The 15260-nt window shown below is 67.9% G+C and carries 3 protein-coding genes; 1 reads left to right on the top strand and 2 read right to left on the bottom strand.

The features are described 5' to 3' along the window. Positions 1-100: 100 nt before the first annotated feature. Positions 101-2023 carry a membrane dipeptidase gene (locus BLU09_RS26705; RefSeq protein WP_090492399.1) on the bottom strand — a complete coding sequence of 641 codons (1923 nt, stop codon included), beginning with the start codon at positions 2021-2023 and terminating at the stop codon, positions 101-103. A gap of 298 nt (positions 2024-2321) precedes the next feature. Here BLU09_RS26705 and BLU09_RS26700 point away from each other — a divergent pair, with 298 nt between their 5' ends. After that, complete coding sequence (locus BLU09_RS26700; RefSeq protein WP_244172053.1) at positions 2322-3698, top strand: ELWxxDGT repeat protein; 1377 nt, start codon at positions 2322-2324, stop codon at positions 3696-3698. Here the strand turns inward: BLU09_RS26700 and BLU09_RS26695 are convergent. Continuing rightward, positions 3683-15260: non-ribosomal peptide synthetase (locus tag BLU09_RS26695; RefSeq protein WP_167371164.1), on the bottom strand; the 11578-nt coding region annotated here is incomplete at its 5' end. The genes BLU09_RS26700 and BLU09_RS26695 overlap by 16 nt on opposite strands.

The following is a 15260-nucleotide window of genomic DNA, read 5'->3' as shown; positions in this document are numbered from 1 at the left end:
ATGAAGGAGCCCCGCGGTGGCCGCCGCTCAGCGAACGGCCAGCCGCGGGGACGTCTGGCATGTGGGTTGACAAAGCTTGCTCACATGCCAGCAAGCAACCTCAACCGCAGGTCAGGGTCCACCGGCAGTTGTTGGACAGACACTCCCGGGCGCTGCCGCAGATGGCGCCCTTGGCCTTCTTGTTCTGACACTTGCCGGCGTTGAGCCCCCAGCCGCAGTACTGGGTGCTGGCGCAGTCGCTGTCGGTGGAGCAGGTGGAGCTGGTCGGATACTGGGCCGCGCGGGTCTCCTTCGGCACGTAGGCCGCCACACCGCTGGTGTCGATGTTCGCCGCGCTGTCCGCCATGCCGGTGCGCGTACCGGTGGCCCGCTCCCACATCCGGATGAACGTCTCGGACGAGCCCTCCAGGCCCGTGGTGTTGACGCCGAGCTGCTTCAGGTCACGCACCACGTCCGGCAGCAGGCCCACGTGGGCCAGGCCATAGTTGTCGAAGTCCGTGCCCAGCGGCGGCGGGCCCGCGGTGAGCTGCTGCTGGGCCTGGAACGCCGCCTCCGCGGCGAAGCCAGCCGAGCAGGCGCCGTGGGGGCCGAACCGCGGGCGGGTCTGCTGGATGAAGCCGTTGAGGTCCGCGCCGAAGCCCATGTTCACCTTGAGGCCCAGACGGCCGAACTCGTAGGCCTGCGCCAGCGAGCGCGTGGAGCCCTGGCAGTTGTTGGCGACCGGCGTGCGGGTGTAGTCGCGCGTCTCGTCGTGCGCGGTGCGCAGGCCGAACATGCCGCCTGTCTGGCGCAGGTAGCGGATGACGGACGCGGGCGTCGTCTTCTCGTTGGCGGCGAGCCCCGGGTGCATCACCTCGCGGAAATGACCGTGGGAGATGTACATGGGGTAGTAGTTGCGGCTCTGGGCGATGGCGAACGTGTCGTCCACGGAGCGCTCGGACATGTGCGCCACGTCGACGAGCATGCCCTTGTTCATCATCTCCGCGACCAGCGCCCGGCCCTCGGACGTCAGGCCCTTGGTGTTCTTGCAGTTGGCGTCCACGTCGAAGCCCAGCGTGAAGCCGTTGCCCGTGAGGCCACAGTCCGTGTCCACGTGGCAGTTCTCCAGGAACTGCGAGACCTGGAAGATGGCGTTGTGGGGCGCCGCGCCGCCGAAGCGGTTGTCCAGCTGGTGCACCGGCTGGATGGAGCGCACGCCCAGCGAGTAGACGCGGTTGAGCTCGGACTGCCAGTTCTTGGTGCCGAACAGCTTGCTCGACTCGATGGAGAGCACCATGGCCAGCTTGCCGGAGGCGATGATCTGCCGCGCGTGCGCCGGCGATAGCGCGATCTCCGCCCACGGCGTGCGAGCGTCGAAGTCACGCGCCATCTGCAACTGCACGTCCACGTCCACCATCTCGTCACAGGGACGCTTGATGTTCTGGTACGGCAGCGCCCTGCAGAGGAACTCGTTGCTCACCAGGGAGATGGTGACCAGGGACATGCCGCCCTGATGCGCCTGCTGCAGCCAGCCCTCCCAGGCCTGCTGATGCGCGATGGTGTCCCAGCGCGGCCACTGCGTGGGCACGCTCATCCGGCCCAGGTGGAGACCGGTGTCGCCCTCCGTCCCTTCGATCTCGCCGATGATCTCCGACGCCACCGCGCCGCCCACCCCGAACATCTGCGACAGCACCGGCACGCCGCTCAGGTTGATTCCGCCCGCGTTGGGGCACACGTTGAGCATGGAGCCCAGGTCCATGCGAACGCGCGCGTGGTCGCTCTCCGGAAAGCCACCGTCACAGCTCACCAGGGAGCCGGTGTGCTTGCCGTGGAACCAACCACCGCCGAACGCCTCCTCGGCGAACATGTGGTGGTGCATCTCCGCGAAGCCAGGAACCGAGACGGGCTGTACGACTTCGCCCGTCGTGGACTCCTCGACAGGCAAATCTTCATCCGTGGGTTGGCACCCCTGGCTCAGCGCCATGACGGACATGAGGGAGAGGGACAGGAAACGCCGTGGGGCTGCTCCGATACATCGCTGCATACAGTGCACCTTTCCGGTACCGCGGGGAGGTGCACTCGAAGTACCAGGAGCGTGTCCTGTTTTTCAATTATTTCAACTTTTTCTTGGGAAGTGAAACAGGCAGGCGTCACACGGTGAGTCGGTGTGAAGCGTCACGTTACAAACGGCGTTCAGGACCCATGGGCAGGTGGGGCAAGCCCCCACCATCCACAGATTGACGCTCCAAGAGGGTCTCGACCTCACGGAGCTGCTGATGACGATGTCCTGGCGTGCAACCCCAGTGCTGCTGACCCTTCTGGCTGCCTGTGAGCCGCCACCTGTGGACGACACGCTCCTGTCATCGAATGAAGCGCCCGCGCGGCGGCCCACGGACCACCGACTGTGGGAGCCCTGTGGGACCAGCGTGCGCAGGCTCGAGGACATCCACCCCGGCCCCCAGGAGGCAGCCATCCAGGAACGCCTCCATGGTGATGGCTTGCTCTTCTTCACCGCGGATGACGGTCAACACGGCGCCGAGCTGTGGACGAGCAGCGGCACACAGGGCGAAGGAACCCGGCTGCTCCGGGACATCGCGCCGGGCCCGGAGGGCTCCAACCCCACCGACCTCACACGCGTGGGAGACCGGCTCTTCTTCATCGCGGATGATGGGGTGAATGGCCGCGCCCTGTGGACCAGCGACGGCACGTCCGAAGGTACGTCCCTGGTGAAGCGCGTGCTTCCCATTGGCACCGGACTGGGAGAGGGGCAAACGCTGGTCGCGTACCGGGGCCGGCTCTACTTCTCCGCCGCCGCGCCGGGTGGCGCGCACGGCAACGAGTTGTGGAGCAGCGATGGCACGGACGCGGGCACCCATGAGGTCGCGGACCTCGTCCCAGGCGAGGACAGTTCCTTCCCTCGCCGCTTCGCCGTTCACGACGGATCGCTCTACTTCGTCATCAGCGTGGGCGAAGAGAACTGGCTCGTGCGAAGCGAAGGCGGCGCGGCCTTCACACCCCTCCTCGAGGTCTTCGAGGACACGGTCATCTTCCGCATGAAGTCCGCGGGCGGAAGGCTCTTCTTCCTGGTGGACCCCGACGAAGGCGAGGCCACGCTCTACGTCACGGACGGCACGGCGGAGGGCACACGCCGCCTGCGCTTCTTTCCGGGCCGATACCCACACGACCTGGTGGCGTTCCAGGGCCGGCTCTATTTCAGCGCGGGCTCGGACGCGCCGGAGGGCGAGGAACTGTGGGTCAGCGACGGCACGGTGTCCGGCACGCGGCGGGTGAAGGACATCCGGCCCGGAGCAGAGGGCTCGGCGCCGGCGTTCCTGGCCGTGCTTGGAGATCACCTCTACTTCGCGGCGGATGACGGCCGGCACGGCCGCGAGCTGTGGGTGAGCGATGGCACGTCGAAAGGAACGAAGCTCTTCGCGGACCTGGTGCCCGGGACGGAGGGCGCCTCCCCCACCGAGGTGACTGCCATCCAGGGCTGGATCTTCTTCGGCGCGAATACGGGGCACGGCGTGGAGCCCTGGGTGAGCAACGGCACTGTGTCCAGCACCCGGAAGCTCGACGCGGGGACGGCGCGAGACCCTCGCGCCTTCATCCGCTCCGGCTGGGACGTGTTCTTCACCGCCGAGGACGGAGCCAGCGGGCGCGAGCTCTACGCCCTGCCCTTCCGCCCTGCCAGCGAGTGCCATCAGACGAAACCCTGAGCCCGCACGGAGATGGCGTTCGCCCCCGTCTGGCTCAGCGTCATCGTCTCCGCGATCACGTCAACCGCTGGCGCCCTGAGGATGGAGTGGTGGTCACCGGAGAGTTCGTGCACCTCCACCCCTCCCGCCGCCAGCGCTCCCCAGCCGCCGTCCGTGCCCGTGGGTACGTGCGTCTCGCTCGCGCGCAGCAGCGTGACGCGGCCACCGTAGCGTCCTGGTTGAAAATCCCAGAGGGCGCGGAGGTTGCTCTCGTAGACACGGTACAGCGCGTGGAGTTGTTCGGATCCAACGCCCTGAGCCAGAACGCCGGTGCGCCGCCCCAGCTCCAACAGGCGGCCCAGCAGCGAAGCCTCGTCCGCGGGATGCGCATCCGCCATCAACTCCGAGACGGGCAGGCCCAGGAGCTGGCCCGTGAACTCCACGAACCGGGCGGCAATCCACTCCGCGCCCACGGGTTCTGCTGGGCGCTGATCAAAGGCATAGGCGTCGATGAGCGTCAGTTGCTCCACCTGCTCCCCCTGCTGCTCCAACTGCCGCGCCATTTCGAAGGCCACCACACCGCCCAAGGACCACCCCGCCAGCCGGTATGGCCCGCTGGCCTGGACACCGCGCATGGCCTCCACATAGGTGGAGGCCATCGCCTCCACGGTCCCCAGCGGAGCCCGCTCGCCATCGAGGCCCAGGGCCTGGAACGCGTAGAACGGTTGGTCCGGCCCCAGGCGCCGCGACAGCTCCAGGTACGGTAGGACGTTGCCGCTGACTGGGTGAACGCAGAAGACAGGCCGCTGTGAACCGCCACTCTGAATGGGCACCAGCGGGGACGCGTGCCCGGGTGACTGCCGGAGCCGAGAAGCCAGCTCCGCCAGCGTCCCCGCCTGGAACAGTGAAACCACGGGCAGGCTGCGTCCCAGGCGCTCGCGGATGAGCGACACCATCCGCATGGCCAGGAGCGAGTGCCCTCCCAGCTCGAAGAAGTCGGAATGGATGCCAATGGGGCCGGTGCCCAGCAACTCCTCCCAGATGCGCATGAGCAGGAGCTCCAGCGCATCCCGAGGCGCCACATAGGCCCGCGTCGACTCCGGACGGAGTGCGTCCGGCGCCGGGAGCGCCTTGCGGTCCACCTTGCCGTTGGGCGTCAGCGGCAGCGAGGCCAGCACCATCACCGCCGAGGGCACCATGAAGTCCGGTAGCCCTTCCTTCACGAAGCGCCGGAGCGCCGTGGCATCGGGCACCCTGTCCGGCTGCGGCACGATGTACGCCACCAGGCGCCGTCCTTCGCTCCCGTCGTCGTGCACGAGCGCCACGGCCTCGCGCACGTCTGGATGCCTGCGCAACACGGCCTCGATTTCGCCCAGCTCGATTCGGAAGCCACGCACCTTCACCTGCTGGTCGATTCGGCCCAGGTACTGCAGCACGCCATCCGGCAACCACCGCACGCGATCTCCGGTGCGGTACAGCCGCGCTCCGGGCCGCGGACTGAACGCGTCGGGAACGAAGCGCTCTGCGGTCAACTCGGGCCGGTCGACATACCCTCGGGCAAGCCCAGCCCCGCCCAGGTACAGCTCGCCCGCCACGCCCTGAGGCACGGGTTGACCGAGCGCATCCAGCACGTACGCACGAGTCCCCTCAATCGGCCGCCCCACGGTGGGCTCCCGCGTGGCGCCGCGAGGGGCCATGGTCCAGGTCGAGTACGTCGTGTCCTCGGTGGGGCCGTAGAGGTTGAGCACGCGCTGCACACCGGGTGCGGACTGGTGGATGGCTTCCACCAGGGATTGGGCCAGCGGTTCTCCCGCCAGGTTCACCGTGCGCACCGAGTCCGGCACGGCATGGGCGCGCACCAACTCCGCCATCGCGGAGGGCACCGTGTTGACGAGCGACACCCGCCGGGCCCCCGGGAGCGACGGCAACTCCAAGGCATTGCGAGCGATGACCACGGCCCCGCCACGGATGAGCGGCGCGAACATCTCGAACACGGACAGGTCGAAGTTGAGCGACGTGGAGGCGAGGACCCCCACAAGCTCGTCCGATGAGAAGGCCCGCGTCGTCCAGCGCAGGAAGGCCACGGCGCTGCGATGCGCCAGGGCCACGCCCTTCGGCCGGCCCGTGCTGCCCGATGTGAACAGCACGTAGGCCAGATGGTCCGGAGTAGACCCGGGCACCGGCGCAGCCTCGGCTTCCGCCACGACCCCATTCGCATCATCGAGCGCCAACCGGGCCACGTCCCCGTGGGGCAGCGCGTCGAGCAGCGCGCGCTGGCCCACCAGGACGCGAGGCTGGGAGTCCTCGATCATGAAGGCCAGCCGCTGACTCGGGTATGCCGGGTCCAACGGGACGTACGCGCCACCCGCCTTGAGGATGCCGAGCACCGCGATCAGCAGGTCCGCATTGCGCTCCGCACAGAGGCCCACGCGGACCTCCGGCCCGACGCCCAGAGTGCGGAGCTTCCGCGCCAGCCGGTCCGACCGCTGCATGAGCTCGCGGTACGTGAGCACTTCGTCACCAGCTACCACCGCCACGGCGTCGGGAGTGGCCGCCGCCTGCCGTTCGACCAGGGCGTGGATGCTCGCCTCCTCGACGTCGCCGGAGCCGGTGTCATTCCACTCCACCAGCAACCGCCGCTGTTCATCCGCGCCCAGCAAGGGCAGCGCGTACACGGACCGGTCCGGCTCCGTCACGGCACCTTCAAGCAGCGTCTTCAGGTGGGCCAGAAGTCGCGCTGCAGTCGCGGGCTCGAAGAGGACGGTGCTGTACTCCAGTCCACCGGAGAAGCCGTCCTTGCCTTCCACGAAGCCGAGCGAGAGGTCGAACCGCGACACCCGGTGCTCCACTGCGACGTGCTTCATCCCCATGCCGGCCTGCGCGCCTCCTCCAGCATCTGGCGTGCTGTCGAAGGTGAGCATGACCTGGAACAGCGGCGAATGACTGAGGCTGCGCTCCGGACGCAGCGCCTCGACGAGCTTCTCGAAAGGCACGTCCTGGTGCGCGTAGGCGCCAAGCGTGACCTCCCGGACCCGAGCCAGCAGCTCACGGAAGGACGGGCTCCCCTCCAGCCGGGTCCTGAGCACCAGCGTGTTCACGAAGAAGCCGATGAGCCCCTCCGTCTCCGCGCGAGTTCGTCCAGCGATGGGCGAACCGACACTCACGTCGTCCTGCCCTGAGTAACGCGCCAGCACGGCCTGGAACGCCGCCAGCAGCACCATGAACGGCGTGACGCCTTCACGGCGGGCGAGTGCATGCACCGCCTCGGACAGCTCACGGCCCAACGTAAAGGGCACGTACGCCCCTTCCAGGGACTGAACTGCCGGACGCGGCCTGTCCGTGGGCAGCTCCAGCAACCGGGGCGCGCCATCCAGGCGCTGCTTCCAGTAGCCGAGCTGCGCGTCCAGGACGTCCCCCTGGAGCCACTCGCGCTGCCAGACCGCGTAGTCCGCGTACTGAAGCGGCAGCTCCGGCAGGTGCGACGGTTGCCCCTGGGAGAAGGATGCATAGAGCTCGGTCAGCTCGCGAACCAGGAGCCCCATGGACCAACCGTCCGAGACGATGTGGTGCATCACCAGCACCAACACATGGTCCTGCTCCGACAGCGCGAGCAAGGCGATCCGCAGCAGCGGACCGCTTTCCAGGTCGAACGGGCGCTGTGACGCCTCTTGCGCGATCCGCTGCGCCTCCTCTTCCCTCCGCGCCGCTGGCAGCGAGCGCAGGTCCACGATGTCGAGCCGCGCGCCGCCCCGTGGGTCGATGACCTGTACCGGCGAACCGCCCTCGGTCCGGAACGTGGTGCGCAGCGCCTCGTGACGATGGACCAGTGCGTCGAAGCTCTGCTTCAGCGCGGGAACGTTCAAGGCGCCCGTCAACCGCACCGACGCCGGGACGTTGTAGACGGTGCTGTCAGGCTCCAGCTGCGCGAGGAACCACAAGCGCTGCTGGGCGAAGGATAGGGGAAGCGCCCTGTCGCGAGGAACCCGTACCAACGGTGGTGGCTGCGCGCCACCATCTGTTTTCGAAGTGTGGTCCAGCCGCTGGGCGAGCTTCTCCACTGTGGGACACTCGAAGATGTCTCGAAGGGGGAGCTCTACTTGGAGTTCCTCTCGCACACGCGACACCAACTGCGTTGCCAGCAAAGAGTGTCCGCCCAGTTCAAAGAAGTCTCCGTCGAGCCCGACCCGCTCGACCTTCAGGACATCGACGAAGATTGCGGCCAACGTCTTTTCGGTCGCAGTTCGAGGCGCCACATATTTCTCGCTCGCCGTGCCCTCTGTGTCCGGCGCGGGCAGTGCCTTGCGGTCCACCTTGCCGTTCGGCGTCAGCGGCAGCGACTCCAGCACCACGTACGCTGACGGCACCATGTACTCCGGTAGCCGCTGCTTCATGTGACTTCTTAGCGCGCTGGACTCCAGTTCCGCGCCCTCTTGCGCCGTCACGTAGGCCACCAACCGCTTGCCTTCGCCCCCATCCTCCCGCGCCACCACCACGGCTTCGTTGACGCCACCGTGCTGGGCCAGCACCGCCTCCACTTCGCCCAGCTCGATGCGGTACCCACGCACCTTCACCTGCGTGTCCGCTCGGCCCAGGAACTCCAACGTCCCGTTCCCCAGCCACCGCACCACGTCCCCCGTGCGGTACAGCCGCTCTCCTTCGCCGTACGGATTCGGTACGAAGCGCTCCGCCGTCAGCTCCGGGCGGCCCACGTACCCCACTGCCAGCCCGTCTCCGCCCACGTACAGCTCACCTGGCACGCCCACCGGCACTGGACGCATCGCCCCGTCCAGCACGTAAGCCACCGTGTTCTTCACCGGCCGGCCAATGGACACCGAGGCACCTACCTCCTCCGGCCTCTCCATTCGGTACGTGCTGGAGAACGTCGTGTTCTCAGTCGGGCCGTACCCGTTGATGAGCACACCACCCGCTGCCAGCCGCTCCTTCACACGCAACACCGGCAGCGCGTCGCCGCCCGCCAGCAACTGGCGGACGCCGGCCAGGGCCTTCGGCTGCCTCGCCTGCATCTGCTCGAAGAGCGCCGCTGTCAGCCACAGCGACGTCACGCCTGACGACTCCAGCTTCCGGCCCAGTTCTTCCAGCGACGGCGTCCCAGCCGGGTACACCACCAACTTCGCGCCGTGAAGCAGCGCGCCCCATACCTCCAGCGTCGATGCATCGAAGGAGATGGGCGCCAGTTGCAGCCACACCTCTTCGGGCCCGAAGTGCGCGAAGTCCGTCCCCAGCACCAGGCGTGACACCGCTCGGTGGGGCACGCCTACGCCCTTCGGCTTCCCCGTGCTCCCTGACGTGAACATCACGTACGCCAGGTTGCCCCCACCCACATGCGTGCTCGGTGCGACCTCCGGTTGCAGGGCAATTTGCGTGTCCCACTCCGTGTCCACGCACACCACCAGCTCGCCACCCGCGGCCACCTCATCCGCCAGCTTTTCCTGCGCCACCAGCACTACGACGCCGGCCTCCGCCTTCATCCACGCCAGACGCTCCAGCGGGTAGCTGGCATCCAAAGGCACGTACACGCCTCCCGCCTTCAGGATGCCCAGCACGCTCACCACCAGCTCCAGCGAGCGCTCTACGCACAACCCCACCCGGACTTCCGGCCCTACACCCATGGCCCTCAGGTGGTGCGCCAACTGGTTGGCACGGCGATTCAACTCCCCGTACGTCAGTCGCCGGTCCTCGTACTCCACCGCCACTGCGTCCGGCGTCCGCTGAACCTGCGCCTCGAAGAGGGCACTCAGGCTGGCTTCGCGCGGGTACTCCGACGCCGTCCCGCTCCATTCCTTCACCAGTCTATGCAGCTCCTCACTGCCCATCAGCGGCAGCTCGGCCAGCCGCGTTGCCGGCCCTGCGATGGCCGCCTCCAGCAGGGTTCGCAGATGGTGGAGCAGCCGGCGCACCGTCTCTGCTTCGAACAGCCCGGTGTTGTAGTTCGCCGCCACCACCACGCCGCCCGGCACTTCCTCCACCACCAGGGAGAGGTCGAACTTCGACGTCCGCCCCTCCGATTCCACGCCAGACAGCGTGAGGCCGTCCCCGAGCTTCACCTCCGTCACGGGCGTGTTCTGCAGCGTCAGCGTCACCTGGAACAGCGGACTGCGGCTCAGGTCACGCTCGGGCTGAAGCTCCTCCACCAGCTTCTCGAACGGCACGTCCTGGTGCGCATACGCACCGAGCGTCACCTCCCGCACCTGAGCGAGCAGCTCACGGAAGCTCGATTCCGGAGACGCCTTCGTCCGCAGCACCAGCATGTTCGCGAAGAAGCCGATCAGCCCTTCCGTCTCACCTTGCGCGCGCCCCGCGATGGGAGCCCCCACGCACACGTCTTCCTGCCCTGCGTACCTGGACAGCACTACCTGGTACGCAGCCAGCAACACCATGAACGGCGTCGCCCCTTCACGACGCCCGAGCGCCTCCAAGTCGCGCCAAAGCGCCTTCGGCCACACCTCGTGCCGCAAAGCTCCGCCATACGTCTGAACGGCGGGCCTCGCCTTGTCGGTCGGCAGCTCCAGTGCCGCGGGCGCCCCTTCCAGACGTTGCTTCCAGTACCCGAGCTGTGCCTCCAGCACCTCGCCCTTCAGCCACTCCCGCTGCCACACCGCGTAGTCCGGGTACTGCACCGCCAGTTCCGGCAGGGGAGATGGACGGCCCTGGGAGAACGCCTCGTACAGCGCCGCGACCTCTCGCACGAGGACACCCATGGACCAGCCGTCGGACACGATGTGGTGCATCATCAGCACCAACACGTGCTCCCGCTCTCCGAGCCGAAGCAGCAGGGTCCGCAGCAAGGGTCCCTTGGCCAGGTCGAACGGTCGAAGCGCCTCGACGTCCGCTCGGCGCTGTGCCTCCTGCTCCGCGTCAGGGAGGCCGCTCAGGTCCTCGACCGTGAACACCACCTGTCCTACAGGCGCGATGACCTGCACGGGCGTCCCACCGTCGGCGCGGAAGGTCGTCCGCAAGGACTCATGGCGACGAACCAGCGCGTCGAAGCTGCGTTCCAGTGCGGCCACGTCGAGCGGCCCTGACACCTTCACCACCGCCGGCACGTTGTAGAAGGCACTCCCCGGCGCGAGCTGCTCCAGGAACCACAAGCGCTGCTGCGCGAACGACAGCGGCAGGACGCTCGTCATTCCCGCCCGAGGCTTCAACGGAGGCGCAGCGAAGCCCGCTCCGGCGCGGACCCAACGGTCCACCCGCTCGGCGAGCGCGGCCACCGTGGGTGCCTCGAAGAGGTCTCTCAGGGGCAGCTCGACACCGAAGGCGCCTCGGATGCGGGAGATGGCCTGCGTCGCCAGCAACGAGTGCCCTCCCAGCTCGAAGAATCCACTGTGGATCCCCACACGGTCGAGCCCCAGCACCTCGGAGAACAGCCCCGCCAGCCGTTCTTCCGTGGCCGTGCGCGGCGCGACGAAAGCCTCGGCATCCACGGGCTGGAAGCCAGGCACCGGTAGCGCCTTGCGGTCCACCTTGCCGTTGGGCGTCAGCGGCAGCGCCTCCAGCACCACGAGTGCCTGCGGAACCATGTAGTCAGGCAGCGTCCGGCCCACGAAGTCACGAAGTGCGTCGGCCTCCAGTGTGTGGCCCGGCTTCGGCACGGCGTAGCCCACCAGACGCTTGCCATCTGTCCCGCTCTCGTGGGCCACCACGACCGACTCACGCACCGAGGGGTGCCGCTCCAGAGCCGCGTCCACCTCGCCAAGCTCCACGCGGTAGCCGCGGACCTTGAGCTGGTCATCCATGCGGCCCAGGAACTCCACCCGGCCATCCTCGAGCAGCCGTGCCCGGTCTCCTGTCCGGTACATCCGCGCACCTGGCTCGTCCGCGTACGCGTCCGGCACGAAGCGCTCGGCCGTCAGGTCCACCCGGCCCAGGTAGCCGCGGCCCACGGTCCTTCCACCAATGCACAGCTCGCCCGGAATGCCCACGGGCACCGGGCGCAGGTACGCATCCAGCACGTAGACGCGCGCATTCGGAATGGGCCGCCCCAGCGGCACCGACGCCGACGCACGCCCCTGAGGCCCACGTTCCACCTGGAGCGTGAGCACACCCACGGTCGTCTCGGAGGGCCCGTAGTGGTTGAACACCACCAGGTCCGGCGACAGTTCGTGCACCCGGTCCACCAGCGCCCAGTCCGAGACATCACCGCCCAGCACCAGACGCTGACGCGGCAACACCCGCTCGGGCTTCCCGGAGGCCAGGAGCGCCTGCAAGTGAGCGGGGACGATCTTCAGGCAGTCCACGGCCTCGCGCTCGAAGAGCGCGGCCAGGGCGGACGGGTCCGACGCGCATTCACGAGACACGAGCTGCAACGCGCCGCCTTGGCAGAGCGTGGGGAAGACAGCGGTGTGGCCCAGGTCCGCCGCCAGTGTGGACACGGAAGCAAACGAAGCGCCTTCCGGCAGGTCCAGCCGGCGCGAGACGCCTTCTACGTAATGAACCAGTTGCCGGTGCTCGATGGCCACACCCTTCGGCCGCCCCGTGGAGCCAGAGGTGAAGATGACGTAGGCAAGGTTCTCCGGCGCCGCCGAGGGCTCCGGGTTGCGCTCGCTCCGTTCCAATAGAGAAGACGCGTCCGCATCCAGACGGACCACCCTGCCCGCGTCCCAGCGCAGGACCTCCGCCAGGGCCGCCTGCGTGACCAGCACCTGGGCACCCGCGTCCGCGAGCACACTTCGGATGCGCTCGACGGGGAATGTGACGTCCAGCGGCACATAGGCACCACCCGCCTTGAGAATGCCCCACAGGCCCACCACCGCACTGGCGGAGCGGTCCAGGTACAAGCCCACCGGAACATCCGGACCTACGCCCAGCGAACGCAGGTGGTGCGCCAGTTGATTGGCCCGCCGGTTCAGCGCCTCGTAGGTCAGCCGCGAGTCTTCGGCGACGACCGCGAGCGCTTCAGGCGTCTTCGCGGCCTGAGCCTCGAAGAGGGCCTGGATGGTGCTGGGGACGAATTCGCTGCGGGTGTCGTTCCACTCCACGAGCAACCGGCGCTGCTCCACTGCGCCCAGTAACGGCAGCTCGCCCAACCGAGCATCCGGCGTCTGGACCGCGGCCTCCAGCAACACGCGCAGATGGCCCGTCAGCCGGTCCATCGTCACGGGCTCGAAGAGGTCGCTGTTGTAGACGGCGCTGACCGACAACCCCTGCGGCGTCTCGGTCAGCTCCAGGGTGAGGTCGAACTTCGACGTGCGCGAGTCACCATCCATCCCCGCCAGCGTCAGGCCCGGCAGGTGTAGCTCCACGGTCGGCGTATTCTGCAGGATGAACATCACCTGGAAGAGCGGACTGCGGCTCAAGTCGCGATCCGGCTTGAGTTCCTCCACCAGTCGCTCGAAGGGGATGTCCTGATGCGCATACGCGCCGAGCGTCCGTTCGCGCACCTGAGCCAACAGCTCCCGGAACGTGGGGTTTCCGGCGAGTCGAGCACGAAGGACGAGCGTATTGACGAAGAAGCCAATCAGCCCTTCCGTCTCGGCCCGGGTGCGGTTGGCGATGGGCGAGCCCACGCAGAGGTCATCCTGGCCCGAGTAGCGCGACAGCAGCATCTGGAACGCCGCGAGCAGCACCATGAACGGCGTGGCGCCTTCACGATGCGCGAGCATCTTGACCGACTCCCACAGGTCACGCGGCCACTGCACATCCCGGCTGGCGCCACGGAAGGTCTGCACCGCGGGGCGCGGCTTGTCCGTGGGCAGTTCCAGTGCCTGCGAGGCCCCCTGGAGCTGCTCCTTCCACCAGGCGAGCTGTGACTCCAGGACCTCTCCCTGGAGCCACTCGCGCTGCCATACCGCGTAGTCCGCGTACTGGAGCGGAAGCTCCGGCAGCGGTGACGACAGGCCCTGCGAGCACGCCTCATACAACGCGGCGACCTCGCGGACGAGCACGCCCATGGACCAGCCGTCCGACACGATGTGGTGCATCACCAGCACCAGCACGTGCTCCTGCTCGGACAGCTTCAGCAATACCGTCCGCAGCAGCGGGCCGCGCGTCAGGTTGAACGGATGCGCTGCCTCTTGGGCGATCAGGCGTTGGACTTCCGAGGCCCGTTCCGCCTCGGACAGGTCGCTCAGGTCCACCACTCGCAGCTGGATCTCTGATTCCTCGGCGATGACCTGAGCCGGCTCACCACCGCGGCTCTGGAAGGTCGTGCGCAGCGACTCATGCCGAAGCACCAGCGCCTTGAAGGATTGCTCCAGCGCGTCCACCTGCACCGTCCCCGTCAGCTTCACTGCGATAGGGATGTTGTAGGACGAGCTGCCCGGCTCCAACTGGTCGAGGAACCACAGTCGCTGCTGCGCGAACGACAGGGGCAGCGACCCGGTTCGCTCAATTCGCCTCGGCGGCGGCACATGAAGCACCTGCGTGCCGTTCGGTTCCGTCTCGATCCGCTGGGCGAGCTTCTCTACCGTGGGCGCCTCAAAGACGTCCCGTAGAGGCAACTCGACGTGGAAGGCTTCTCGGACTCGCGAGACCAGCTGCGTGGCCAACAGCGAGTGGCCACCCAGCTCGAAGAAGTCTTCGTCGATGCTGACTCGCTCGACGTTCAGCACCTCGGCGAAGATGGACGCCAGCTTCTCCTCAGTCGCCGTGCGAGGCGCCTCGAAGCGCGCAGCCTTCGAGCCTTGTGTCTCTGGAACGGGCAGCGCCTTGCGGTCCACCTTGCCGTTCGGCGTCAGCGGCAGCGCCTCCAGCACCACGTACGCTGACGGCACCATGTACTCGGGCAGTCGCTGCTTCACGTGGCTTCGCAGTGCCCCCGTGTCCAGCGAGGCACCTTCCTGCACCGTCACATAGGCCACCAACCGCTTGCCTTCGCCTCCATCCTCCCGCGCCACCACCACGGCTTCGTTGACGCCACCGTGCTGGGCCAGCACCGCTTCCACTTCACCCAACTCGATGCGGTAACCCCGCACCTTCACCTGCGTGTCCGCTCGGCCCAGGAACTCCAACGTCCCGTTCCCCAGCCACCGCACCACGTCCCCCGTGCGGTACAGCCGCTCTCCTTCGCCGTACGGGCTCGGTACGAAGCGCTCCGCCGTCAGCTCCAGGCGTCCCACGTACCCCACTGCCAACCCGTCTCCGCCCACGTACAGCTCACCCGGCACCCCCACCGGCACTGGACGCATTGCCCCGTCCAGCACGTAGGCCACCGTGTTCTTCACCGGCCGGCCGATGGACACCGAGGCACCTACCTCCTCCGGCCTCTCCATTCGGTACGTGCTGGAGAATGTCGTGTTCTCCGTCGGGCCGTACCCGTTGATGAGCACACCGCCCGCTGCCAACCGCTCCTTCACACGGGACACCGGCAAGGCGTCACCACCTGCCAGCAGCTGACGGACGCTGGCCAGCGCCTTCGGCTGCCTCGCCTGCATCTGCTCGAAGAGCGCCGCCGTCAGCCACAGTGACGTCACACCTGACGACTCCAGCTTGCGGCCCAACTCCTCCAGCGACGGCGTCCCCGCCGGGTACACCACCAACCGCGAGCCGTGCAGCAGCGCGCCCCATACCTCCAGCGTCGATGCATCGAAGGAGATGGGCGCCAGTTGCAGCCACACCTCCTCA

The organism is Myxococcus virescens (assembly GCF_900101905.1).
In the GTDB taxonomy this organism is placed as follows: Bacteria; Myxococcota; Myxococcia; order Myxococcales; family Myxococcaceae; genus Myxococcus; species Myxococcus virescens.
The sequence above is the reverse complement of the archived record's forward strand: the minus strand, read 5'-3'. Positions and strand labels throughout refer to the sequence as shown.

Coding starts and splice junctions, on each gene's coding strand:
- BLU09_RS26705 (WP_090492399.1), bottom strand. CDS start 2,023: ATGCAGCGATGTATCGGAGCAGCCCCACGGCGTTTCCTGTCCCTCTCC.